The 22,634-nt window shown below is 67.9% G+C and carries 21 protein-coding genes and 1 pseudogene; 13 read left to right on the forward strand and 9 right to left on the reverse strand.

Annotated elements, in window-relative coordinates; genetic code table 11:
* The 3 genes from Q0632_RS21315 to Q0632_RS21325 form a co-directional block, all read right to left on the reverse strand.
* Complete coding sequence (locus tag Q0632_RS21315) at positions 1 to 2,151, reverse strand: indolepyruvate ferredoxin oxidoreductase subunit alpha (protein WP_298934017.1); 2,151 nt, start codon at positions 2,149 to 2,151, stop codon at positions 1 to 3.
* Between the two features lie 111 nt (positions 2,152 to 2,262).
* Positions 2,263 to 2,850, reverse strand: a complete 588-nt coding sequence (locus Q0632_RS21320) for a c-type cytochrome (RefSeq protein WP_298934019.1) — start codon at positions 2,848 to 2,850, stop codon at positions 2,263 to 2,265.
* Positions 2,847 to 4,079: a PQQ-dependent sugar dehydrogenase gene (locus Q0632_RS21325; RefSeq protein WP_298934021.1), complete on the reverse strand. Its 1,233-nt coding sequence runs from the start codon at positions 4,077 to 4,079 to the stop codon at positions 2,847 to 2,849. Before Q0632_RS21325 ends, Q0632_RS21320 begins: the two co-directional genes overlap by 4 nt.
* 112 nt (positions 4,080 to 4,191) lie before the next feature.
* On the opposite strand from Q0632_RS21325, the gene Q0632_RS21330 reads away from it, so the two are divergent.
* A complete protein-coding gene (locus Q0632_RS21330) occupies positions 4,192 to 5,091 on the forward strand; it encodes a LysR family transcriptional regulator (protein ID WP_298934023.1) in 900 nt (299 codons plus the stop codon).
* A 42-nt stretch (positions 5,092 to 5,133) separates the two neighbouring features.
* Here Q0632_RS21330 and Q0632_RS21335 read toward each other — a convergent pair whose 3' ends face one another.
* Positions 5,134 to 5,283 (reverse strand): hypothetical protein, encoded by a 150-nt coding sequence (locus Q0632_RS21335; protein WP_298934025.1) that lies wholly within the window; start codon positions 5,281 to 5,283, stop codon positions 5,134 to 5,136.
* A gap of 138 nt (positions 5,284 to 5,421) precedes the next feature.
* On the opposite strand from Q0632_RS21335, the gene Q0632_RS21340 reads away from it, so the two are divergent.
* Positions 5,422 to 6,087 carry an ureidoglycolate lyase gene (locus Q0632_RS21340; protein ID WP_298934027.1) on the forward strand — a complete coding sequence of 222 codons (666 nt, stop codon included), beginning with the start codon at positions 5,422 to 5,424 and terminating at the stop codon, positions 6,085 to 6,087.
* On the opposite strand, the pseudogene Q0632_RS21345 reads toward Q0632_RS21340, so the two are convergent.
* Positions 6,084 to 6,995 (reverse strand): annotated as a pseudogene (locus tag Q0632_RS21345) (alpha/beta fold hydrolase). The gene Q0632_RS21340 and the pseudogene Q0632_RS21345 overlap by 4 nt on opposite strands.
* A 45-nt stretch (positions 6,996 to 7,040) precedes the next feature.
* Between Q0632_RS21345 and Q0632_RS21350 the strand changes: the two are divergent.
* Complete coding sequence (locus tag Q0632_RS21350) at positions 7,041 to 7,577, forward strand: hypothetical protein (protein ID WP_298934029.1); 537 nt, start codon at positions 7,041 to 7,043, stop codon at positions 7,575 to 7,577.
* Here Q0632_RS21350 and xdhB read toward each other — a convergent pair.
* Positions 7,574 to 9,970 carry a xanthine dehydrogenase molybdopterin binding subunit gene (gene xdhB, locus Q0632_RS21355; RefSeq protein WP_298934031.1) on the reverse strand — a complete coding sequence of 799 codons (2,397 nt, stop codon included), beginning with the start codon at positions 9,968 to 9,970 and terminating at the stop codon, positions 7,574 to 7,576. The two genes, Q0632_RS21350 and xdhB, sit on opposite strands and share 4 nt — an antisense overlap.
* Positions 9,967 to 11,529 (reverse strand): xanthine dehydrogenase small subunit, encoded by a 1,563-nt coding sequence (gene xdhA / locus Q0632_RS21360; RefSeq protein ID WP_298934033.1) that lies wholly within the window; start codon positions 11,527 to 11,529, stop codon positions 9,967 to 9,969. The genes xdhB and xdhA overlap by 4 nt, the downstream gene beginning before the upstream one ends.
* A 94-nt stretch (positions 11,530 to 11,623) precedes the next feature.
* Between xdhA and Q0632_RS21365 the strand changes: the two genes are divergently transcribed.
* From Q0632_RS21365 to Q0632_RS21390, 6 genes are all read left to right on the forward strand, one after another.
* Positions 11,624 to 12,556 carry a LysR family transcriptional regulator gene (locus Q0632_RS21365; RefSeq protein WP_298934036.1) on the forward strand — a complete coding sequence of 311 codons (933 nt, stop codon included), beginning with the start codon at positions 11,624 to 11,626 and terminating at the stop codon, positions 12,554 to 12,556.
* Positions 12,557 to 12,589: 33 nt separating this feature from the next.
* A complete protein-coding gene (locus Q0632_RS21370; RefSeq protein WP_298934038.1) occupies positions 12,590 to 14,116 on the forward strand; it encodes an ABC transporter ATP-binding protein in 1,527 nt (508 codons plus the stop codon).
* On the forward strand, positions 14,103 to 15,176 hold the full coding sequence (locus Q0632_RS21375; RefSeq protein WP_298934041.1) for an ABC transporter permease: 1,074 nt from the start codon (positions 14,103 to 14,105) through the stop codon (positions 15,174 to 15,176). Before Q0632_RS21370 ends, Q0632_RS21375 begins: the two co-directional genes overlap by 14 nt.
* Entirely contained in the window at positions 15,176 to 16,096 is a 921-nt protein-coding gene (locus Q0632_RS21380) for an ABC transporter permease (RefSeq protein ID WP_298934043.1), read from the forward strand. Before Q0632_RS21375 ends, Q0632_RS21380 begins: the two co-directional genes overlap by 1 nt.
* A 39-nt stretch (positions 16,097 to 16,135) precedes the next feature.
* Complete coding sequence (locus Q0632_RS21385; RefSeq protein WP_298934045.1) at positions 16,136 to 17,296, forward strand: BMP family ABC transporter substrate-binding protein; 1,161 nt, start codon at positions 16,136 to 16,138, stop codon at positions 17,294 to 17,296.
* A gap of 239 nt (positions 17,297 to 17,535) precedes the next feature.
* Complete coding sequence (locus tag Q0632_RS21390; RefSeq protein WP_298934047.1) at positions 17,536 to 17,889, forward strand: hypothetical protein; 354 nt, start codon at positions 17,536 to 17,538, stop codon at positions 17,887 to 17,889.
* Between the two features lie 22 nt (positions 17,890 to 17,911).
* Here the strand turns inward: Q0632_RS21390 and Q0632_RS21395 are convergent, their stop codons facing one another.
* Both Q0632_RS21395 and Q0632_RS21400 read right to left on the reverse strand, forming a co-directional pair.
* Positions 17,912 to 18,292, reverse strand: a complete 381-nt coding sequence (locus Q0632_RS21395; RefSeq protein WP_298934049.1) for a DoxX family protein — start codon at positions 18,290 to 18,292, stop codon at positions 17,912 to 17,914.
* Positions 18,289 to 18,549 carry a DUF4287 domain-containing protein gene (locus Q0632_RS21400; protein ID WP_298934051.1) on the reverse strand — a complete coding sequence of 87 codons (261 nt, stop codon included), beginning with the start codon at positions 18,547 to 18,549 and terminating at the stop codon, positions 18,289 to 18,291. The genes Q0632_RS21395 and Q0632_RS21400 overlap by 4 nt, the downstream gene beginning before the upstream one ends.
* A gap of 42 nt (positions 18,550 to 18,591) precedes the next feature.
* On the opposite strand from Q0632_RS21400, the gene Q0632_RS21405 reads away from it, so the two are divergent.
* Genes Q0632_RS21405 through Q0632_RS21420 form a run of 4 tightly spaced genes read left to right on the forward strand, consistent with a single transcriptional unit; the run spans position 18,592 to position 22,564 of the window.
* Positions 18,592 to 19,233, forward strand: a complete 642-nt coding sequence (locus Q0632_RS21405) for a TetR/AcrR family transcriptional regulator (RefSeq protein ID WP_298934053.1) — start codon at positions 18,592 to 18,594, stop codon at positions 19,231 to 19,233.
* 27 nt (positions 19,234 to 19,260) lie between these two features.
* Entirely contained in the window at positions 19,261 to 20,301 is a 1,041-nt protein-coding gene (locus Q0632_RS21410) for an adenosine deaminase (protein ID WP_298934055.1), read from the forward strand.
* 14 nt (positions 20,302 to 20,315) lie between these two features.
* The gene (locus tag Q0632_RS21415; protein ID WP_298934058.1) at positions 20,316 to 20,714 is read left to right on the forward strand and encodes a hypothetical protein; all 399 of its coding nucleotides are present in this window, start codon (positions 20,316 to 20,318) and stop codon (positions 20,712 to 20,714) included.
* Complete coding sequence (locus Q0632_RS21420) at positions 20,714 to 22,564, forward strand: tetratricopeptide repeat protein (RefSeq protein WP_298934083.1); 1,851 nt, start codon at positions 20,714 to 20,716, stop codon at positions 22,562 to 22,564. The genes Q0632_RS21415 and Q0632_RS21420 overlap by 1 nt, the downstream gene beginning before the upstream one ends.
* The last annotated feature ends 70 nt before the right edge of the window (positions 22,565 to 22,634 follow it).

Genomic DNA, 22,634 nt, shown 5'->3' on the forward strand with positions numbered 1-22,634 from the left:
CTAGGCCGGTTGCAGCATCTTCACGAAGCTGCCGCGCAAGCCGGCGACAAGGCGTTCATGCCACTTCGGGTTCTGGATCACCTCAGCCCGGTAGAACGACGGGCACAGCGTCGCCGCGTGCGCGTTCTCCCCGCACAGGCCGCAGCCCACGCAGCCGTCGATCACCACTGCCACCGGGTCGACCTTGAGCGGGTCCGGGTTGTCCTTGATGGTCAGCGTCGGGCAGCCAGACAGGCGGATGCAGGCGTGGTCGCCGTTGCACACGTCTTCGTCGACGCCGTACTTGACCCGCACCACGCGCTTGCCGGTCTTGAGCAGCTTGGCGATCCAGGGCTTGATGCGGCGCTGGCGCTCCAGCTGGCACTCGCCCTCGGCGACGATCACCTTCAGGCCGTTGAAGTCGCTGGTGAAGGCCTCCTTGAGCGTGTCGCGCATCTTCGCCACCTTGTAGGTGTGGACTGTGCGCAGCCACTGCACGCCCAGGCCTTGCAGCGTGGCCTCGATGGTGGTGTTGGTGTGGGTCTGGCTCTTCATGCGCTCGGACGACATGGCTTCATGCGGACCTGGCGTGGAGATCAGCTCCTGCGTGCCGGTGGCCGACGAATAGCCGTTCTTGAAGATCAGCAGCACGGCGTCGTCGCCGTTGAACAGGGCCGACTGCACACCGGTGAGCAGGCCGTTGTGCCAGAAGCCGCCGTCGCCCATGATGGCCAGGGTGCGCCGCTGCATCATGGGCGAGACGCCGGCGCGGCTGGCCAGGCTCATGCCGTAGCCCAGGATGGAGTGGCCCATGGAGAAGGGCTCGAAGGTGCCGAAGGCGTGGCAGCCGATGTCGCCGGCGATGTGGACAGCGCCGATCTCCGCCTGCGTCATCTTCAGCGCCGAGAACACCGGCCGCTCCGGGCAGCCGATGCAAAAGCTGGGCGGGCGCGCCGGCAGGGGCTTGTCCAGCACCGCCGCCACTTCGCTGCGGCGCGTGCGGTTGCCTTCCAGCCAGCGCTTGGCCGACTCCGTGGCCGCGCCCGGCAGGTAGGCAGAGGCAAACAGCGACAGGCCCTGCGACATCACTTCCACGCTGTACTCGCCGGCCGGCGGCAGCAGGTCCTTGCCGTGCAGCGGGGTCTGGATGTCGCGGCGGCGCAGCAGGGTGGCGATCTCCTGCTCGATGTACTCGGGTTGGCCCTCTTCCACCACGATGACGGCGCGCTTGCCGGCGCAGAAATCCGCGATCTGTTCGGGCACCAGCGGGTAGGTGACGTTGAGCACCAGCAGTGGGATGTCGCTGTCGCCGAAGGCATTGGCCAGGCCCAGCTGCTGCAGGCTGCGGATGGCAGAGTTGTACAGGCCGCCCTGGATGATGATCCCCAAGTCCGCATGCTTGCCGGGCAGAAGCTCGTTCAAATTGTTGTCGGCGATGTACTTGCGCGCCGCCGGGATGCGCTCCTCGCCCTTGAGCTTTTCGTGGCGGAAGGTCACGGGCGGATGGGCCAGCTTCATGTAGTCGAAGCCGGCCGGGTTTTCCATCCAGGCGCGGGTGGAGACCGCCGGCTTGACGTTGTCGCTGGCCTCGAAGCTGCCGCGCACATGGCAGGCGCGGATGCGCAGCTCCAGGATGGCGGGCATGTTGGAGGCTTCCGACAGCCGGAAGCCGTGCTCCACCATCTTGACCATCACGCCCAGGTCGGGCCGCGGGTCGATCAGGCACATGCTGGATTTGAGGGCATAGGCCTGGGTGCGCTCCTGGATCACCGAGGCGCCCTCGCCGTAGTCCTCGCCCACCACGATCAGGGCGCCGCCGGTGACGCCCGGCGACGAGAGGTTGGACAGCGCGTCCGAGGCCACGTTGGTGCCGACGATGGACTTCCAGGTGACGGCGCCGCGCAGCGGGTAGTGGATGGAGGCGCCCAGCATGGCGGCGGCCGAGGCCTCGTTGGAGCAGGCCTCCACGTGCACGCCAAGTTCGTCCATGTAGGGTTTGGCCTGGACCATCACGTCCAGCAGGTGCGAGACCGGCGCCCCCTGGTAGCCGCCGACGTAGGCCACGCCGGACTGCAGCAAGGCTTTGGTGATCGCCAGAATGCCTTCGCCGTGGAAGGTCTCGCCCGCGCCCAGGCGCAGCGACTCGATTTCTTTGCTGAATGAAACTTCCATGTGGGGCGCCCGTGGGCCTTCTATTTGTAAGGAGCGGGCAGTGTCGGTGATTCCCGCACATTCCTCAATGCAATGAGCAAGCTATGCGGTATGCGGTTTGCGCATGATGGCTCAGGGCAGGTGCGCCAGGTAGTGCGCCAGCGTGTCCAGGTCGACCGCCGCCAGGCCGCCCAGCGCCTCACTCATGGCCGGCGTGTAGCCCACGCGCTTGCCGGCCTTGAACTCCTTGAGCGCCAGGGCCAGGTAGTCCTCGCGCTGGCCGGCCAGCCGCGCCACCTGCTCGCCGCCGCCCAGGTCCGCGCCGTGGCAGTTGACGCACAGGTGCTGGCTTACCAGCGCCTTGCCGCGCGCCATGCGGGCCGGATCTGGAACCGGCGCAAGCGCCGGGGCCGGCACCGGCGTCATCTTGCCGACCAGCTCGGAAAAGCCGCGCAGGTCGTCGTCGCTCAGGCTCTTGGCCACCGCCGTCATGGCTTCGTTATCGCGTCGGCCCTCGCGGAACAGGAACAGTTGGGTGACCACATAGAAGCCGGGCTGGCCGGCCAGGCTGGGCGTGCCCGCCATCTCGCTGCGGCCATTGCCGCCGTGGCAGGTGGCGCACAGCGCGGCATAGCGCTGTGCATAGGTCTGGGCCGGCTGGGCCCCTGCGGCCGCGGCCCAGAGCGCTCCGGCGGCCAGCAGCAGGGCGGCCCGCCTCATCGGCTGTAGCTGATGCGGTAGACCGCGCCGTGGAAGTCGTCGCTGACCAGCAGCGAGCCGTCCTTGAGCTGCAGGAAGTCGACCGGGCGTCCCAGGTACTGGTTGTTTTCCACCAGGCCGGTGAGGAAGGGCTCGCTCCTGGCGATGCCGCCCTTGCCATCGGGCCAGGCCACCAGGATGTCGGCGTACTTGGCCGTGCGGTTCCAGGGGCCGTGGCGGGCGATGAACATCGCGCCCTGGTAGTTGCTGGGGAACATGGCGCCCGTATAGAACGTCATGCCCAAGGCCGCGGCGTGCGGGCCCAGCAGCAGGGCCGGCTTCTGGTAGGCCGAGCAGCTCTTGCCCCAGCCGAACTCCGGGTCGGTGAAGTCGCCCTGGTGGCAGTACGGAAAGCCGAAGTGCTGGCCGGGCGCGCCGACGCGGTTGAGTTCGTCATGGGGCAGGTCTTCGCTGAGCCAGTCGCGGCCGTTGTCGGTGAACCAGAGCTCGCCGTTCTTCGGGTCGAAGTCGAAGCCCACGGTGTTGCGCACGCCCTTGGCGACGACCTCGACATTGCTGCCGTCCAGGTTCATGCGCAGGATCTGGGCGTGCGTGTCGCCGGGCTCGCAGATGTTGCAAGGCGCGCCCACAGGCACATAGAGCTTGTTGTCGCGGATGCGGATGTACTTCCAGCCATGCGGCACGTCGCCGGGCAGCTTGTCGTAGACCACGACGGGCTGGCCCACGTTGTCCAGCTTGCCCTCGATGTTGTCGTAGCGCAGCACCTGCTTGGGTGTGGCCACATAGAGCGCGCCGTTGTGCGTCTCGATGCCGGTGGGCAGCTGCATCTTGTCGATCAGGGTCTTGACCTCGCGGCTCCCGCCCTTGTCGCTGACGGCGTAGACCTTGCTGCCGACGAAGCGGGTGCTGACGAAGACCGTGCCCCTGTCGCCCTGGCGCAGGGCGCGGGCATCGAGCAGGCCGGTGGCCCAGGGTTCGATCTTGAAGCCCGGCGGCAGCTTGAACTTGGCCAGGGGCAGCTTGTCGGCCGCGGTCGGGATGGGATAGGAGGGCACAGGCGCCATGCGCATGGCTGTGGCGTCGCTGCGCGGCCGGCCGCGCGCCCAGAAGGGCTCTTCCTGCGCTGGCGCCCCAGCGGGCGCCGCGGGCGGTGTCTGTGCGACAGCGACTGCTGCTGCCAGCGCCAGGCTTGCGGCGCACCAGCGCGCGATGCGTTCTCGTGTGCTCATGCTTGTCTCCTTTTGTTGCTCTTGTGGCGCTCCCGTCAGCGCAGTGCGGGCGAGTGTGCGCGGCGCCTGGACGCAGTTCAATACAATAATCAATCTATTCAGTATGCAAGCCATGCATATCAACGACATCGACCTCAACCTGCTGCGTCTGTTCGACGCGGTGCACCGCTCACGCAACGTCAGCCGCGCGGCCGAGCAGCTGGGCATGACCCAGCCGGCCGCCAGCCACGGCCTGACCCGGCTGCGCCTGCTCATCAAGGATCCGCTGTTCGTACGTGCCGCCGGCGGCGTGCAGCCCACGCCCAAGGCGCAACGCCTCGCCGACGCGGTGCGCAGCGCGCTGGGCACGCTGGAAGAGGCGCTCAACGACTCGGCCGACTTCGATCCGCTGCAGTCGCACAAGAGCTTTCGCATCCACATGAGCGACATCGGCGAGGGACGTTTCCTGCCCGAGCTGATGGTGCTGCTGCGCGACCAGGCGCCGGGGGTGCGCATCGAGACCATGCCGCTGCCGCGCGGCGAGGTGACCGAGGCGTTGGACAGCGGCCGCATCGACTTTGCTTTTGGCTTCCTGCCCATGGTCAAGGAGACGCAGCGGCTGCAACTGCTCAAGGACCGCTACTGCGTGCTGCTACGCAAAGGCCATCCCTTCACGCGCCGGCGCAGCACGGGCAAGGCCTTGCTCGACGCCCTGCACAAGCTGGAGTTCGTGGCGGTGCGCACCCATGCCGACACGCTGCGCATCCTGCAGCTGCTGCAACTGGAAGACCAGGTGCGGCTGACCACCGAGCATTTCATGGCCTTGCCCTCCATCGTCAAGGCCACGGACCTGGCTGTGGTGATGCCACTGAACATCGCGCAGGGCTTTGCCGCCGAGGGTGGCTACGCCATCGTCGAGCCGCCGCTGCCGCTGCGCGACTTCGCGGTGTCGCTGCACTGGAGCAAGCGCTTCGAATCCGACCCCGGCAACCGTTGGCTGCGCCAGGCCGTGGTGGGGCTGTTCAAGTCGTGAGCGCGCCCGCGCTGCAACTGGCCGTCGTGTCGACGTCCAGCCTCAGGCGAAGATGCGCGTTGCCTTGTCCTTGAGCTCCAGCTGCCGCTGCATGATGCGCGGCACGTCGGGGTGCAAGGGATTGATCTCGGCCATCGCCCAGCGGTAGAACGCCTGGGCGAACGTGACATGGATGAAGTGCAGGATTTTCATGTCATGGATCCTGCGCAAGACCTGCCACTGGCCCTGTAGGCGGTTTCCGTCCCGGTTGGCGGACAAAGCGCGCTTCCCGCTGTCGGACGGCACCAACGTGGCCCCACGCCTCAGCTGTTCCTGGCCCAGAATGAAGCCATGACGACGCTTCCTCCCAATTACCTCAACCCTGGCCTGCCGGCCGGCCTGGCCACCGTCCGCATTCCCCTGGTCGAAGCCACCGAGGCTTCGCTGCAGGGCTATGGCGTGCTGGTCGACGACCCCAAGGCGCACAAGGTGGAGATCGTGCGCTGGCCGGCCCAGGGCTGGCGGCCGGTGGACAGCGACAGCGGCGACGAGGGCGGCACCACCACCGGCACCTTTATCGCTGAGTGGGAGGGCGACATCCTCTACGGCAAGAACGACGCTGTCGGTGGCCACTACATCCTGGGCTACAACAGCCTGCCCGAGCAGGCCGACACCACGCACCGCCGCCCGCCCGCCAGGCTGCTGCTGTGGCACTGCAACTACCACCCGGACGGCGGCCAGATGTTCTTCCCGCTGGAGCCCGGTCCTTTCCTGGTGCCCATGGCGCTGCCGGGCGACGACGTGAAGCCGCAGGACTTCGTCTGCTTCTGGTTCCGCGGCGGCCAGGGCCTGCGCATGCATCCCAACGTCTGGCACGAAGGTGTGTTCGCGCCCAGCGGCCGGCGCAGCTTCTACGACGAGCAGGGCGCGGTTCATGCCCGCGTCTCGGTCAACTTCGCCACCGAGTTCGGCTGCCTGCTGGAGATGCCGCTGGCGCCGGACCAGCCGCTGGCCTAGGACCGGCCGGCGCGCAGCGCGGGCACCAGCTCCAGCACCGCATCGGCAAAGACCTGCGGCACTTCCTGGGGCATGTTGTGGCCCACACCCGGCACGACGCGGTGCGAGCGCGGTCCACTGAAGCGCGCGGCGTGGGCCGATGCATCGGCGGGTGGCCGCACGCCATCGTCTGCGCCGTCGAAAGTGATGGTGGGCACGGTGATGACTGGTTGCGCAGACAGGCGCTGTTCGACCGCCTCGTAGGCCGGGTCACCCAGCACCAGGTCGAAGCGGTGCCGGTAGGACTGGACCACCACCTCGACGAAGTCCGGGTTGTCGAAGGCCGGCGCGCTGCGCTCGAATGTGGCGTCGTCGAAAACCCAGGTCGGCGACTACAGGCGCCACAGCAGGCGGACCAGGCCGCGCCTGTCCTTGGCCAGGCCGGCGCGGCCGCGCTCGCTGTGGAAGTAGTACTGGTACCAGTAGCTGTGCTCATTGGCCGGCGTGTCCGGTTCCATGGCGCGGGCAATGTTCTGGATGTTGTAGCTGTTGAAGGACAACAGCCCGGCGCAGCGCTGCGGCCACAGCGCCGCCACCACACAGGCGGCGCGGCCGCCCCAGTCGTAGCCGGCGAGTACGGCGCGCGGCACGGCCAGCGCGTCCATCAGCGCCAGCAGGTCGGCGCCCAGCGCCGCCTGCTCGCCCGAGCGCGGCGTGGCCGCATCGAGAAAGCGCGTGGGCCCGAAGCCGCGCAGGTAGGGCACGATGACCCTGCACCCGGCCGCGGCTAGCAGCGGTGCGACTTCAGCGTAGGCATGGATGTCGTAGGGGAAGCCGTGCATCAGGAACACCGGCGGGCCGTCGGCCGGGCCCGACTCGGCATAGGCAATGGACAGAACGCCGGCGTTGATGTGTTTGAGCGCTTGCATGGCTGCATTGTCGCGATCTTGGGATGGCCCTGTACGATGCCTTTCATGGCCGCCACCTTCCTGGGCAGCAAGCCCTGCGAGCTCCCTGCAAGCGCGTTGCTGCGCCGCTACAGCGAGAGCGGCGCCTATGCGGACTGCTATGCCGCCGAACTGCCGGGCGCCATCAGCCGGCCGATGTATGTCGAAGCCTTCTACACGACCTGGCTGTTCAAGCTCGAACGCGCCATCCTGCGCTGGGCTGTGCGCCGCCCTTCGACCGATATACAGGCCCGGCAACTGGCGCAGGGCACGCTGCAGTCCTTCGCCGCCTGGCGGGTCGAAGGCCAGGACGCAACGCAGATCCTGCTGGGCGACTTCAGCGGCCGCACCAAGTCCTGGCTGATGGTGGCGACTATAGGGGGCGAGGGCACGCGCCTGTACTTCGGCTCGGCCGTTGTGCCGGTGGCGCGCACTTCGGACGGAAAACGCAGCATGGGCTGGGTCTTCCATGCCCTGCTGGGTTTCCACCGGCTGTATGCGCGGCTGCTGCTCCATGCGGCCTGCGCGCGTGTGCGCAAGGCGCAGGCCGCACAGAGCGCCTAGCGCCCGTTCAAGGCCCGCAGCAGGTTCTCCGCCGTTGCCGGCGCTTGCAGCTTCACCTGTTCCTTCGAAGCCTTCACAGAGCCCACGGCTTCACGCAGCGCTTCCCACACCGCGATGCCCAGCATGAAGGGCGGCTCGCCCACGGCCTTGCTGCCGCCCACGTTGTCCTCGCGGTTGGCCTCGGGCCAGAGATCGACCTTGAAGTGGGCCGGGATGTCGCCCGTGGCCGGGATCTTGTAGGTGCTGGGCGCGTGGGTGCTCAGATAGCCCTTGTCGTTCCACACCAGCTGCTCGGTGGTCAGCCAGCCCATGCCTTGCACGAAGCCGCCCTCGATCTGGCCGATGTCCAGCGCCGGGTTGATGCTGGTGCCCACGTCATGCAGGATGTCGACCTTGAGCACGCGGCTCTCGCCTGTCAGGGTGTCGATCACCACCTCGCAGCAGGCTGCGCCGTAGGCAAAGTAGTAGAAGGGCCGGCCCGTGAGCGTCACCTTGTCGTAATGGATCTTGGGCGTGCGGTAGAAGCCGTCGCTCCACAGCTGGATGCGGTTGGCGTAAGCCGCTTTCACCACCTCGTCGAAAGAGCGCGTGGACTTGGGGCTGAGCACACTCCCGCCACGGAACTCGATGGCACCCGCGCCGCAGCCGTCCAGGCCGGCGACGAAGGCCGCCAGGTTGTCGCGCACATTGCGCGCCGCGTACTGGGCGGCGCGGCCGTTCAGGTCGGTGCCGCTCGACGCCGCCGTGGCCGAGGCGTTGGGCACCTTGCTGGTGTCGGCCGCTGTGGAGCGCACCCGCTCGAAGGGCACGCCCAGTTCGTCGGCGACGATCTGCGCCACCTTGGTGTTCAGGCCCTGGCCCATCTCGGTGCCGCCGTGGTTGACCTGCACGCTGCCGTCGGTGTAGACATGGACCAGGGCGCCGGCCTGGTTGAAGAAGGTGGCGGTGAAGCTGATGCCGAACTTGACCGGCGTGATGGCGATGCCGCGCTTGAGCACCGGGCTGCTCTTGTTCCATGCCGAAATGGCCGCACGCCGGGACCGGTAGGACGCAGTCTGCTCCAGTTTCGATAGCAGGGGCGCGAGGATGTTGTCCTCCACCTTCATCTGGTAGTGGGTGACATTGCGCTCCTCGATGCCATAGAGGTTGCGCATGCGCACATCGAAGGGATCGAGTCCGAGCTGGCGCGCGATGTCGCCCAGGATGGCCTCGATCACGATCACGCCCTGCGGCCCGCCGAAGCCGCGGAAAGCCGTGTGGCTCTGGGTGTTGGTCTTGCAGCGGTGCGAGACGATCTCCACGTCGCTCAGGTAGTAGGCGTTGTCGACATGGAAGATGGCGCGGTCGGCCACCGGACCCGAGAGGTCGGCCGAGAAGCCGCAGTTGGCCAGCATGGTCAGCTTCAGGGCTGTCAGCAGGCCCGTGCCGTCGAAGCCGGCTTGGTAGTCGTAGGCAAAGGGATGGCGCTTGCCAGTGACCATGAAGTCGTCGTCGCGGTCCAGCCGCAGCTTGACCGGGCGCTTGAACTTGCGTGCCGCCAGCGCGGCCCACACGGCCAGGTGGCCGGCTTGCGTTTCCTTGCCGCCGAAGCCACCGCCCATGCGCCGGCATTCCACCGTCACCGCGTTGTTCTCCAGGCCCAGGGCATGGGCCACCCAGTGCTGGATCTCGCCCGGGTGCTGGGTGCTGGAATAGATCCACCACTGGTCCTGCTCCAGCGGCAGGGCATAGGCCACCTGGCCTTCCAGGTAGAAGTGCTCCTGGCCGCCGACCTCGAGCTGGCCGCTGAGGGTGTGCTGCGACGTTGCCATTGCCGCCTCGGGCTCGCCGCGCCGCACGGTCACGGCCGGCAGCACATAGCTTTTCTGGGCGTGGGCCTCGCGCGGCGACAGCACCGGCGGCAGCGGCTCGATCTTGAGCTGCACCTTGCGCGCCGCGCGGCGCGCTTGCATCACAGTGTCGGCCAGCACCAGGCCGACGACCTGGCCGATGTGTTCGACCTTGTCGATGGCGAAGATGGCTTCGTCGTGGACGAAGGTGGCCAGCAGCTTGTCGCCCGGGATGTCGGCGCTGAGCACCACGCCGCGCACGCCGGCCAGGGCCAGGGCGGCGCTGGCGTCCACGCCCAGCAGGCGGCCATGGGCGACGGTGGACAGGATGGGCGCCGCATGCAGCGTGCCCTTGACCTCGGGGATGTCGTCGACATAGGTGGCGCTGCCCGCCACCTGGGCGCGCGCGCTCTCGTGCGGGCGCGACACGCCCGAGGCCGGGCCGGGCGCGGCCGGCGCATGGGGCGAAAGGGTGGCCGGCGCGATGTTGCGCTCGCCGGCGGCGGCCGGTCCACCGGGCCCGCCACCGTCTTGCGCGCTGAACTCCTTGTTGCGCGTGTTCATGCCGCTTCCTCCACCAGGGCAAAGGATTCGAGGTTGATGTTGGCCATGCCCTGGCTCTCCAGCCAGAAGCGCTGCAGCAGGCCGCCCAGTACCTCGCTGCGGTAGGCGGCCGAGGCGCGCATGTCGCTGATCGGCTGGAACTCGGCGCGCAGCACCTGGGTGGCTTCGCGCACCGTGGCGTCCGTCCAGGCCTTGCCGGCCAGGAAAGCTTCAGTCTGCAAGGCGCGCACCGGCGTGGCCGCGACGCCGCCTGCGCCGATGCTCACTTGCGTCACACGCTCCCCATCCCGCCGCAAATTCAGCACCAGGCAGACGGCCGAGATGTCGTCGTCGTAGCGCTTGCTGATCTTGTAGGCCCGCAGGAACTCACCCGTTGCGGGCCGCGGCACCACGGTCCAGGCCAGCACCTCGTCGGGGGCCAGCCGGTTCTTGCGGTAGCCGGTGTAGAAATCTTCCAGCGCCATGCGGCGGTGGCCGCGTTCGCTCATGAGGATGACTTGGGCGCCCAGGGCGATCAGCAAGGGCATGGAGTCGCCGATCGGCGAACCGTTGGCGATGTTGCCGCCCAGGGTGCCGGAGTTGCGTACCGGCAGGCCGGCAAAGCGATTGGCAAAGCTCTTGAGCTGGGGCCGGTCCGCCACCAGGGCGGCAAAGGCCTCGGTCAGCGTCACGGCGGCGCCGATGGCGATGTGGTTCTCATAGCGTTCGATGCGGCGCAGCTCCTTGGCCCGGGTGACGTCCAGCAGCTGCGGAAACTGCATGTGCAGCTTGGTCACCCACAGGCCCACGTCGGTGCAGCCGGCCACGATCTGGGCCTGCGGATGCTGGGCGCGGGCCGCCAGCAGGCCGGCCAGGCTGGTGGGCGCCAGATAGGCTGTTTTTGTTGCCAAATCGGCCTGTAGCCCCCGGCTTTGCAGCTTGAGTCGCTTCAATTTTGATAGCAAATCGGCTTCGTCCACCGCCACCCTTGGCAGCCGCGCCATCTGCTGGGCGGCGTCCAGGATGGGCCGGTAGCCGGTGCAGCGGCACAGATTGCCCGAGAGTTCTTCCTGCGCCAGTTCGCGCGTGATCGGATTGCGCCCGCAGACGTCGAGCGCCGACGGGCCGCCCCTAGGCGCGAGGGCCCCCTCGGGGGGCAGCGAGGTACACGCAGTGCCGAGCGTGGGGGCAATGTAGTTTTGGTACATGCCGAACAGGCTCATGACGAAGCCCGGCGTGCAAAAGCCGCATTGCGAGCCATGGCACTGGACCATGGCCTCTTGTGCCGGGTGCAGGCTGCCGTCCCCGGCCGCCAGGTCTTCCACCGTCCACAAGGCCATTCCGTCGATGGAATGGGCCAGGCGGATGCAGCTGTTGATGGCACGGTACTTGATGCTGTTGCCTTCGGCCTCCCCCAGAACAACAGTGCAGGCCCCGCAGTCCCCCTCGCCGCAGCCTTCCTTGGTGCCGCACTCGCCCAGGTCCTCCCGCAGCAGCTCCAGCAGCGTGCGCTCGGGTGGTACATTGCCCAGCGAGACAAGCTCGCCACGGCGGAAAAATCGGATCGTTTGCTTGTCCATGCTTGATAAAAATCTTTGGCCTGTAGTGTGAGCGTAGAAGACCAGCGTGGCCACGGCATAAGGGCCGGCTTATGACAAAAATCCAGGCTCAGGTATGAGAGACCAGGCGCTTTTCGACAAGATAGACCTCCACTTGATCAGGGTCTTGCACACCGTGTTGACTGAACGCAGCGTCTCGCGTGCCGCCCTCCGGCTGGGCATGCACCAGCCGGCGGTTTCCGCAGCGCTCAAGCGCCTGCGCGAGCTGGCGGGCGACCCGATTCTGGTGCGTTCGGGCGCCGGCATGGTGCCCACGGATGCTGGTTTGCGCATGGTCGAGCCCAGTGCAAGCATTCTGCGTGCCGCCCAGGTCTTGTTCAGCGATGCCCGCGGCTTCGACCCGCGCACTGCCGACACCACCTTCCGCGTCGGCGCCAGCGACTACCTGGACCCGCTCTTCCTGCCGCAGCTGGTGGCCCAGATCAAGGCCCAGGCGCCGTTGTGCCAGATCGAGATCCTGGCCCTGTCGGGCCACTGGGACTACCACTTCCAGCTGGGGCAGGGCGATGTCGACGTGGTGGTCGGCAACTGGCTGCAGCCGCCGCAGGACCTGCACCGCGGCGAGCTGTTCTCCGACGACGTGGTCTGCCTGGTGGGCAAGGAGCACCCGGCCGTGCGGCGCGGCTGGAGCACCGAGGATTGGCTGGCCGCCGAGCACATCGCCCCCACGCCCACCCATCCCGGCGCCCGCGGCGTGATCGACGAGCACCTGGCCGGCCTGGGCCTGGCACGCAAGATCACGGCGCGCTGCCCGCATTTCGGCCTGATCCCGGCCATGGTGGCATCGAGTTTGCTGGTGCTGACCACCGGCCGCCAGTACTGCGAGCGTTTCACCGGCCAATTGCCGGTGACAATCCTGCCCTGCCCGGTGGACTTCCCGCGCCTGACCTACTACCAGCTCTGGCACGAGCGCACCCATGCCTCGGCCTCGGCCCGCTGGCTGCGCGAACGGGTCAAGGGCGTGGCGGCGGCGCTGCGCAAAGACTGACGACAACCAGACCAGAACACAGAAAGAAACGGCTTGAGCACGCCCCGGCTTCAACTCGAACACATCACCAAGCGCTATCCGGCGGTGGTGGCCAACAACGCGGTGTCGCTCAACGTGGAGGCCGGCCAGGCCCATGCGGTGCTGGGCGAGAACGGCGCCGGCAAGTCCACGCTGATGAAGATCATCTACGGCGCCGTCAAGCCCGACGAGGGCCGGGTGCTGTGGGAGGGCCGGCCGGTGAGCATCCGCAACCCGCAGGAGGCACGGGCCCTGGGCATCAGCATGGTGTTCCAGCACTTCAGCCTGTTCGACACCCTGACGGTGGCGCAGAACGTCTGGCTGGGCCTGGACAAGAGCCTGTCGCTGGCCCAGGTCGCGGCCAGCATCAGCGCCAAGGCCCAGGAGTACGGGCTGGACATTGACCCGGGCCGGCCGGTCCACACCCTGTCGGTGGGCGAGATGCAGCGGGTGGAGATCATCCGGGCCCTGCTGACCAATCCCAAGCTGCTGATCCTGGACGAGCCGACCTCGGTGCTGACGCCGCAGGCGGTGGAGCGCCTGTTCGTGGTGCTCAAGCAGCTGGTGGCCCAGGGCTGCAGCCTGCTGTACATCAGCCACAAGCTGCACGAGATCCGCGAGCTGTGCAGCGCGTGCACCGTGCTGCGCGGCGGCGTCGTCACCGGCGTGTGCAACCCGCAGGAAGAGACCAATTCGTCCCTCAGCCGCATGATGATCGGCGCCGAGCCGCCGGCCCTGGAGCACCACGACCGCGTGCCCGGCGAGGCCGTGCTGCGAGTGCAAGACCTGTCGCTGCAGCGCGAGTCGCCTTTCGGCGTTGACCTCGAAGGCATCGCCATGGAGGTGCGCGCCGGCGAGGTGGTGGGCATCGCCGGCGTCTCGGGCAACGGCCAGCGCGAGCTGCTCTATGCCCTGTCGGGCGAGGACACCCGGGCCGATGCAGCCGCGGTCCAGGTGGCCGGCCAGGACGCCGGCCAGCTGGGCCCGGCGGCGCGCCGCGCTCTGGGCCTGCATTTCGTGCCGGAGGAGCGGCTGGGCCGCGGCGCCGTGCCCAGCCTGGGCCTGGCCCACAACCTGATGCTCACGCGCACCGACGCCATCGGCCGCAGCGGCTGGATCAATGTGGCCGCCCTGCAAAAGCAGGCCGCGGCAATCATCAGCCGCTTCAACGTCAAGGCCGGCGGCCCCAATGCGGCGGCCCGGTCGCTGTCGGGCGGCAACCTGCAGAAATTCATCGTCGGCCGCGAGATCGACGCCAACCCCAGGCTGCTGATCGTGTCGCAGCCGACCTGGGGCGTGGACGTGGGCGCGGCGGCGCAGATCCGCGGCGCCATCCTGGCCCTGCGCGACGCCGGCTGCGCCGTGCTGGTGGTCAGCGAGGAGCTCGACGAGCTGTTCGAGATCAGCGACCGCCTGCACGTGATCGCCAAGGGCCGGCTCTCGCCCTCGCTGCGCCGCGCCGACGCCACGGTCAGCCAGGTGGGCGAGTGGATGAGTGGCCTGTGGTCCGGCCAGCAGGAGGACGCCCATGCTGCGGCTTGAACCCCGTCCCCAGGCCTCGAAGTTCTGGAGCCTGGCCTCGCCGCTGCTGGCCCTGGCCATCACCGTGGTGCTGGGCGTGCTGCTGTTCCTGGCGCTGGGCAAGGACCCGGTGCGCGGCCTGCAGGTGTTCTTCTGGGAGCCCATCAAGTCGCCCTATGCCCTGGGCGAGCTGATGGTCAAGACCACGCCGCTTCTCATCATCGCCCTGGGCCTGGCCGTGTGCTTTCGCTCCAACGTCTGGAACATCGGCGCCGAAGGCCAGTTCGTCATCGGCGCCATCGCCGCCGGCGGCGTGGCCCTGCTGGCGGGCAAGGAGACCGGGCGCTGGATCGTGCTGGCCATCGTGCTGGCCGGTATTGCCGGTGGCATGGCCTGGGCGGCGCTGACGGCCCTGCTGCGGGATCGCTTCAACGCCAACGAAATCCTGGTCAGCCTGATGCTGGTCTATGTGGCCGACCAGGTGCTCAGCTACCTGGTGTTCGGGCCCTGGAAGGACCCGGCCGGCTACAACTTCCCGCAGACCCGGACCTTCGATGCCATGACCCAGATCCCGCGCCTGATGGCCGGCTCGCGCGTGAGCATCGGCCTGCTGATCGCCCTGGCCGGCGTGGCCGCGCTGTGGATCTTCCTGTTCCGTACCCGGGCCGGTTTCGCCCAGCAGGTTGGCGGCCTGGCGCCGGCGGCGGCGCGCTATGCGGGCTTCTCCTCGCGCAAGGCGCTGTGGACGGCGCTGCTGGTGTCGGGCGGCGCGGCCGGTCTGGCCGGCGCGCTGGAGGTGGCCGGTCCCATCGGCCAGCTCACGGTTTATGTGCCGGCAGGTTATGGATTCGCAGCCATCATCGTGGCCTTCGTCGGCCGTCTGCATCCGGTGGGCATGGTCTTCTCGGCGGTGTTGATGAGCATGTTCTACATCGGCGGCGAGCTGGCGCAGTCGCGCCTGGGTCTGCCCAAGTCGCTGACCGGCGTCTTCCAGGGCCTGCTGCTGTTCACCCTGCTGGCCTGCGACACCTTGATGGCCTACAAAATCCGCTGGAGCAGCGCGAAGAAAGCGGTGGCCTGATGGAATCCTATGCGCTCCTGATGGCCGCGACCCTCAACGCCGGCACCGTGCTGGCGCTGGCGGCCCTGGGCCTGCTGGTCAACGAGAAGGCCGGCGTCGTCAACCTGGGCGCCGAGGGCATGCTGCTGTGCTCTGCCCTCGCCGGCTTTGCCGCCGTGGTCCACACCGGCAGCGACCTGGCGGGTTTTGCCGCCGGCATTGGTGCCGGCGCCCTGCTGGCCGCCATCTTCGGCGTGCTGGTGGTCTGGCTCAACACCAACCAGTACGCCACCGGCCTGGCCCTGAGCCTGTTCGGCGCCGGCTTCTCGGCCTTTGCCGGCATCAAGTACGTGCAGGAGAAACTGCCGCCGCGGCCGCAGTTCCATATTCCTGTGCTGGGCGACATTCCGCTCGTGGGCCCGGCGTTGTTCCGCCAGCACCCCATGGTCTACCTGGGCCTGTTCCTGGTGCTGTTCCTGGTGTGGTTCCTGTACCGCTCGCGCGCCGGCCTGGTGCTGCGCTCGGTGGGCGAGTCGCCCGAGTCGGCCCATGCCCTGGGTTACCCGGTGCGGCGCATCCGCTTCATGGCGGTGGTGGCCGGCGGCGCCCTGTGCGGCCTGGCCGGCGCCTACCTGGCCATCATCTACACGCCGCTGTGGGTGGAGGGCATGGTGGCCGGCAAGGGCTGGATCGCCCTGGCCCTGACGACCTTCGCCACCTGGCGCCCGGCACGCGTGTTGCTTGGTGCCTACCTGTTCGGCGGCGTGACCATGCTGCAGTTCCATCTCCAGGCGATCGGCGTGGATGTGCCCAGCCAGTTCCTGACCATGCTGCCCTACCTGGCCACTATCGTCGTGCTGGCGCTGATCTCGCGCAACCCCGCATGGATCCGCATCAACATGCCTGCATCCCTTGGAAAACCTTTTTATCCCGGCACATAATCGCCATTTTCACAAGCCAACCCCTCAGAGGACTTAGACATGACTGACCTGAAGAAACGCTCCCTGTTGCAAGCTGCGGCACTGTCCGCGGTGGCTGCGGCGGCCCTGGTGGGTTGCGGCAAGAAGGAAGAGCCGGCGCCTGCGCCCGCGCCCGTCGCCGCCCCGGCCCCGGCCCCAGCCAAGCCCGAGCCGCTGAAGATCGCCTTTGCCTACGTCGGCCCGGTGGGCGACGGCGGCTGGACCTTTGCCCATGACAACGCCCGCAAGGCGGTCGAGAAGGAATTCGGCGACAAGGTCGTCACCAGCTTCGTCGAGAAGGTGCCCGAGTCGGCCGACGCCGAGCGCGTCATCCGCGACATGGCATCGCAGGGCAACAAGCTGATTTTCGGCACCACTTTCGGCTACATGGAGCCCATGCTCAAGGTCGCCGGCGACATCAAGGACGTGAAGTTCGAGCATGCCACCGGCTTCAAGACCGCCGAGAACATGCGCACCTACGACAGCCGCACCTACGAAGGCGCCTACATGGCCGGCGTGATCGCCGGCAAGATGACCAAGACCAACACGCTGGGTGTGGTCGGCTCGGTGCCCATCCCCGAGGTGATCCGCAACATCAACAGCTTCACGCTGGGTGCGCAGTCGGTCAACCCCAAGGTCAAGACCAAGGTGGTCTGGGTCGGCGAGTGGTTCGCTCCCCCGAAGGAAACCGAAGCCGCCACCGCCCTGATCAACGGCGGCGCCGACATCCTGATGCAGAACACCGACTCCTCGGCCGTGCTGCAGACCGCCGAGAAAATGAACAAGCGCGCCTTCGGCTGGGACAGCGACATGACCGCCTACGGCCCCAAGGCTCACCTGGGTTCGGCCATCATCAACTGGGCTCCGTACTACATCAAGGCCACGCGTGACGCGCTCGACGGCAAGTGGGCCACGGGCTCGACCTGGTGGGGCGTGAAGGAAGGCGCCATCGACATGGTGTCCCTCGCCGCCGACGTGCCGGACGAGACCAAGAAGAAGATCGACGAGGTCAAGGCTGGCCTGAAGGACGGCACGTTCTCGATCTGGAAGGGCCCGATCGTTGACAACACCGGCAAGGAAGTGGTTGCCAAGGACGCCGTCGCTGATGACAAATTCCTGTCCGGCGTGAACTTCTACGTCAAGGGCGTGGAAGGCAAGGTCCCGGGCGGCGACAAGAAGTAAGCGCGCTTCGCGCCAATGCAAAGGGCCGCAGCATGCGGCCCTTTTTCATGGGCCCGCTCCCGTTGTGCGGGCTCAGCACGGCCCTCAAACGGATACAAATGCGTGGACACTGTCACGTGCAATGGTTCTTACACTGGTCGGTATCGCGGACGAGCTAGCACTTGAGATGACCGTGCTCATGCTGTCTGATGGCAAATTTCTCAAACGGAATCACCCATTTCTTCACAGGGAGCCACAGCATGAAACTCAGACTTGCATCCACCGCGTTCATCATTGCCGTCAGCGGCTGCGCCAGCCAGTCGCCACCGCCACCGCCGTCTGCGGCTCCCGTGGGCCCCAGTGCTCTGTCCCCCACCGCCGCCGCCGACTGCATCGCCTTGAAATGGGCGACCAACGCACGCACACCTGTCTGGGTGGAAACCGTGCTTGCCAATGGCACGGCGTACAACGTCTACGTTCCCACCCAGCAGCCACCCGCCGGCTCCGCGGCCCTCGTCCGCCCAGGCGCGGGCGGCGTGGGTTCCGCCGTGTCCTTCCGTGGGACCGATACCAGCGGCCTGGTGCCGGGTATTGCGGGCCAGTGCCAGAGCTGAACGCCAGCGACGCAGCGTCCGCTCATTGCGGGTTGGCCAGCGCGGCGCGGAACACCGCCGGGTAGCGTAGCGCCAGGCCGCCCCACATCACCAGGGCGACGTAGACGCCGAACAGCACGTGGCTGACCAGCGGCGCGCCGATGCGGTATTGCGAGGCAATGGCGCCGCCCAGGTAGGCGGTCAGCCAGACCGCGCCGATGAAGCTGGTCCGGGGCAGGGCGTAGAGCAGGGCGCCGGCCATCAGCAGCATGCCCAAGGGCACAGCGCTGGCGGCCGGCCAGCCCAATTCCACGCTTGCCTTGAGCACGGGCTCGATCCGCAGCAGCTTGCCCACCGCATCCATCAGGAAGAACAGGGTCGCCAGGGCCGACAGGCCGACGCCGATGCGCTGGGCCCAGCTCATCGCCGTGCCCCCGTGCGGGCTTTGACTGGCGCCGGCGCGGCGCCGGCCAGCGGCACCCAGCCCTCACGCCGGCAGGCTTCCCAGACGGCCATGGCGTGGCCGTGGCCCAGGCCCGAACTGTCCTTGAGCCAGCGCACGAACTCCATGGTCTTGGTGTCCGGCCGCAGGATGCCCTCGCGCACGGCCTGCTCGAAGAAGTCGCGCGGACTCTTGCCAGTCTTGGCGTGGATGTTCTTGATGTAGGCTTCAAAACTCATGCAGGTGAACTCCTTAATTGAGTATTGATAACTATATCCAATATGGAAAACCTTGGCAAAAGGGCCTACCGTTCGCAGGCCCGGACCGAATCCGCCGCCCGCACCCTGGCCAGCGTGCTGGACGCCGGGCGCTACCTGTTTTCGCGCAAGGGGATCGACGCCACCACCATTGCCCAGATCGCCGAGCGGGCCAAGGTGTCGGAGGCCACGGTCTACGCCACGGTCAGGTCCAAGGCCGGCCTGCTGCAGGGCCTGATGCAGCGCGCCCTGTTCGGCCCGCAGTTCCAGCAGGCCCAGGAGCGGCTCAAGGGCGTGAGCGACCCGCAGCGCAGCATCGCCCTGAGCGCCCATGTGGCGCGGGCGATCTACGAGGGCGAAAGCTCGGAGCTGAGCCTGCTGATGAAGGCCTCGGCCTTCTCGCCGGAGCTGCGCAAGTCGCAGCAGGGCTTCGAAAACCTGCGCCGCCAGATGCAGAAAGAGCGCATCGATGCCCTGTTCGACGCCGGGCGCGAGCGCCCCGGGCTGACGCGCGAAGCGGCGGCCACCCTGTTGTGGATGTACACCGGCCGGGAGATTTACCACAAGCTGGTGCTGGAATCGGGCTGGCAGCCCCAGGCTTACCAGGACTGGCTGGAACAGACCCTGGCGCAGGCGCTCACCGCGGGCGGCGCCGCGGCAAAATGAAAGACACTTGAGGCAGGAGCTTCCACGATGACCACCATTTCCACCCTGTCCCCCGACCGCCTTCCCGCCTTCCTGGCCGCCATGCCCAAGGCCGAGTTGCACATCCACATCGAGGGCTCGCTCGAGCCTGAGCTGATCTTCGCCCTGGCGCAGCGCAACGGCGTGCAGATTCCTTATGCCTCGGTGGAGGAGCTGCGCCGAGCCTATGCCTTCAGCAACCTGCAAAGCTTTCTGGACATCTATTACGCCGGCGCCAGCGTGCTGCTCAAGGAGCAGGACTTCTTCGACATGGCCTGGGCCTACCTGTTGCGCGCCAAGGCCGACAACGTGGTCCACGCCGAGATCTTTTTCGACCCGCAGACCCACACGGCGCGCGGCGTGGCGATGGAGACGGTGGTCAATGGCCTGCACCGCGCCTGCCTGCAGGCCGAGGCCGAACTGGGCGTGAGCGCCGCGCTCATCCTGTGCTTTCTGCGCCACCTCAGCGAGGAGGAGGCCTTCGAGACCCTGGAGCAGGCCCTGCCGTTCCGCGACAAGTTCATCGGCGTCGGCCTGGACTCCAGCGAGGTCGGTCATCCGCCGGAGAAATTCGCCAAGGTCTTCGCCCGTTGCCGCGCGCTGGGCCTGCACCTGGTGGCCCATGCCGGCGAAGAGGGGCCGCCGGCCTATGTGTGGACCGCGCTGGACCTGCTCAAGGTGGAGCGCATCGACCACGGCGTGCAGTCTTCCAAGGACCCGGCCCTGATGCGCCGCCTGGCGCAAGACAAGATTGCGCTGACCGTCTGCCCGCTGTCCAACCTCAAGCTCTGCGTCTTCCCGAAGCTGGCCGACCACAACATCGGCCTGCTGCTGGACGCCGGCCTGGTCGCCACCGTCAACTCGGACGACCCGGCCTACTTCGGCGGCTACATGAACGAAAACTTCCTGCAGACCTTTGCCGCCACCGGGCTGAATGCGGCGCAGGCCTACCAGCTGGCCAAGAACAGTTTCGACGCCAGCTTCATCGCGGCTTCGCACAAGCGCAAGTACATCGATCTGCTGGACGCCAGCGTCGCTGCTTTCGTCTGAGTTCCGGAGAGGCAATGTCCCAAGCCATCGAGGTGCCGGTCTCCGCCGGCGAGCTGTTCGACAAGCAGACCATCCTGCGCATCAAGCAGGAGCGCATCAGCGACGCCGCCAAGCTGGCCCATGTGGGGCGCGAGCTGGGCCTGCTGGACGGCATCGCCGCCGGCTTGCTGCAGGGCGCGCCGCAGGCCGCCGATGTGAACGTGCTGGTGGCCGAACTGCACGCTGTCAACAGCACCCTGTGGGATCTGGAGAACAGCGTGCGCGCGGCCGAGGCGGCCCAACGCTTCGACGCGGCCTTCATCGGCTCGGCGCGCAGCATCTACGCCGGCAACGACAGGCGCGCCGCGCTCAAGCTGCGCATCAACCAGCTGCTGGGCTCGGACATCGTCGAAGTCAAGAGCCACACCAGCTGATGGCGGACCTGCAGACACTGCGCGAGGCCCTGGCCTGCCAGCGCCAGGGCAACTGGGCGCTGGCCGAGGTGCTGTGCCGCAGCTACCTGCAGGGCGCGCCCTGCAGCGCCGACGCCCTGGGCCTTCTGGGCCTGATCGAGGCCCACAAGGGCAAGCTGAGCGAGGGTGCGGCCCTCCTGCAGCGCGCGGCCCAGGCCGCGCCCGCCAATCCCGGCCTGCATTTCAACCTGGGCCTGGTGCAGCAGGAGGCCGGCCGCCATGCGCAGGCGCTGGCGGCCTTCGACGCGGCATTGCGGCTGCGCGGTGATGTCGACGTTTTCCACCAGGCGCGCGGCATTGCTTTGAAAAACCTGGACCGGCCGCAAGAGGCCCTGGCCGCCTACGACGCGGCCCTGCAGCTGAATCCGCGCCTGTTCAGCGCCCACCACAACCGGGCCGTGGCCCTGAAGCAGCTGGGCCGGCTGGACGAGGCCATCGACGCCTGGCGCGCGGCGCTGGCGCTGCAGCCGCGCTCGGCCGATCTGTACAACAGCCTGGGCATCGCCTTGCACCAGCAAGGCCAGCACGCGCAGGCGCTGGCAGCCTTTGAGCAGGCGGTCGCCTTGCAGCCCGATGCCATGGCGATGATGAATGCCGGCGTCAGCCTGCTGGAACTCAAGCGCCATGACGACGCCCTGGCCATGCTGGACCGCGCCCTGGCCTTGCAGCCGCAGCTGGCCGATGCCCGCCTGAACCGCGGCAATGTGCTGGCCGCGCTGGAGCGCCACGGCGAAGCCATCGCCGACTACCAGGCGGTGCTGGCCGCGCGGCCCGGCGACGTCGATGCGCTGATGAACCTGGCCAACACCTTGCGCGATAGCGGCGACCACAGCCAGGCCCAGCCCTGGTACGACCAGGCCCTGGCGCTGGACCCGGGCAATGCCGGCGTGCGCTGGAACCGCGCCCTGTCGCTGCTGGCCACTGGCGACTACGCCCAGGGCTGGCGCGACTACCAGGCACGCGCCCAGGCCGACAAGCTGGGCCACCGTGCGCGCGATTTCGGCGTGCCGCTGTGGCTGGGCGATGCCTCCGTGGCCGGCCGCACCGTGCTGCTGCATGCAGAGCAGGGCCTGGGCGACACGCTGCAGTTCTGCCGCTATGCCGCGGCGGTGGCGGCGCTGGGCGCGCGCGTGGTGCTGGAAGTGCAGGCGCCGCTGGTGGGCCTGCTGCAAGGCCTGGAGGGCGTGGCGCAGCTGGTGGCGCGCGGCGACGCCCTGTCACCCATCGACTTGCACTGCCCGCTGCTGAGCGTGCCGCTGGCCCTGGGCACGACGCTGGACACCATTCCCGCATCTGTGCCCTACCTGCGCGCCGAGCCTGCCCTGGTGGCGCACTGGCAGCAGTTCCTGGCGCAGCGCAAGGCCGCCACGGGCAGGCCGCAGATCGGTGTCTCCTGGTCGGGCAATGCCGGCTACTGGAACGACCACCGCCGCTCCATGGCCAAGGCCGTGATGCAGCGTGGCCTGCCGCCCTGCGCCGACTACTGGAGCCTGCAAAAGCCCGGGGATGCCAGCGACGGCGTGCCAGATGGCCAGCCCATCCTGGAGTTTGCGCAGAGCGACTTCGCCAACACGGCGGCGCAGATCTGCGCGTTGGACGCCGTCATCAGCGTCGACACTTCCATCGGCCACCTCACGGGCGCGCTGGGCCGGCCGCTGTGGCTGCTGTTGTCGCGCCCGGCCGACTGGCGTTGGCTGGAAGAGCGGACTGACAGCCCCTGGTACCCGACGGCGCGCTTGCTGCGCCAGACCACGCCTGGCGACTGGGCGCCGCTGTTTGCCCAGCTCCCAGCACTGGTGCGCGCTCTATAGGGCTAGCGTTTAAAATGCATCCAGCCGCTGTGCCCCGCAGCGGCTTTTTTCATTGTTCGGGGCCATGTAG

Origin of the sequence: uncultured Ramlibacter sp., from assembly GCF_936925435.1 — a bacterium.
Taxonomy (GTDB): domain Bacteria; phylum Pseudomonadota; class Gammaproteobacteria; order Burkholderiales; family Burkholderiaceae_C; genus Ramlibacter.

Coding starts and splice junctions, on each gene's coding strand:
- Q0632_RS21340 (WP_298934027.1), top strand. CDS start 5,422: ATGACGACGCTTCCTCCCAATTACCTCAACCCTGGCCTGCCGGCCGGC.
- Q0632_RS21350 (WP_298934029.1), top strand. CDS start 7,041: ATGGCCGCCACCTTCCTGGGCAGCAAGCCCTGCGAGCTCCCTGCAAGC.
- Q0632_RS21395 (WP_298934049.1), bottom strand. CDS start 18,292: ATGAGCTGGGCCCAGCGCATCGGCGTCGGCCTGTCGGCCCTGGCGACC.
- Q0632_RS21405 (WP_298934053.1), top strand. CDS start 18,592: ATGGAAAACCTTGGCAAAAGGGCCTACCGTTCGCAGGCCCGGACCGAA.
- Q0632_RS21390 (WP_298934047.1), top strand. CDS start 17,536: ATGAAACTCAGACTTGCATCCACCGCGTTCATCATTGCCGTCAGCGGC.
- Q0632_RS21325 (WP_298934021.1), bottom strand. CDS start 4,079: ATGAGCACACGAGAACGCATCGCGCGCTGGTGCGCCGCAAGCCTGGCG.
- Q0632_RS21365 (WP_298934036.1), top strand. CDS start 11,624: ATGAGAGACCAGGCGCTTTTCGACAAGATAGACCTCCACTTGATCAGG.
- Q0632_RS21415 (WP_298934058.1), top strand. CDS start 20,316: ATGTCCCAAGCCATCGAGGTGCCGGTCTCCGCCGGCGAGCTGTTCGAC.
- Q0632_RS21420 (WP_298934083.1), top strand. CDS start 20,714: ATGGCGGACCTGCAGACACTGCGCGAGGCCCTGGCCTGCCAGCGCCAG.
- xdhA (WP_298934033.1), bottom strand. CDS start 11,529: ATGGACAAGCAAACGATCCGATTTTTCCGCCGTGGCGAGCTTGTCTCG.
- Q0632_RS21320 (WP_298934019.1), bottom strand. CDS start 2,850: ATGAGGCGGGCCGCCCTGCTGCTGGCCGCCGGAGCGCTCTGGGCCGCG.
- Q0632_RS21335 (WP_298934025.1), bottom strand. CDS start 5,283: ATGAAAATCCTGCACTTCATCCATGTCACGTTCGCCCAGGCGTTCTAC.
- Q0632_RS21400 (WP_298934051.1), bottom strand. CDS start 18,549: ATGAGTTTTGAAGCCTACATCAAGAACATCCACGCCAAGACTGGCAAG.
- Q0632_RS21385 (WP_298934045.1), top strand. CDS start 16,136: ATGACTGACCTGAAGAAACGCTCCCTGTTGCAAGCTGCGGCACTGTCC.
- Q0632_RS21375 (WP_298934041.1), top strand. CDS start 14,103: ATGCTGCGGCTTGAACCCCGTCCCCAGGCCTCGAAGTTCTGGAGCCTG.
- Q0632_RS21330 (WP_298934023.1), top strand. CDS start 4,192: ATGCATATCAACGACATCGACCTCAACCTGCTGCGTCTGTTCGACGCG.
- Q0632_RS21380 (WP_298934043.1), top strand. CDS start 15,176: ATGGAATCCTATGCGCTCCTGATGGCCGCGACCCTCAACGCCGGCACC.
- Q0632_RS21315 (WP_298934017.1), bottom strand. CDS start 2,151: ATGGAAGTTTCATTCAGCAAAGAAATCGAGTCGCTGCGCCTGGGCGCG.
- Q0632_RS21410 (WP_298934055.1), top strand. CDS start 19,261: ATGACCACCATTTCCACCCTGTCCCCCGACCGCCTTCCCGCCTTCCTG.
- xdhB (WP_298934031.1), bottom strand. CDS start 9,970: ATGAACACGCGCAACAAGGAGTTCAGCGCGCAAGACGGTGGCGGGCCC.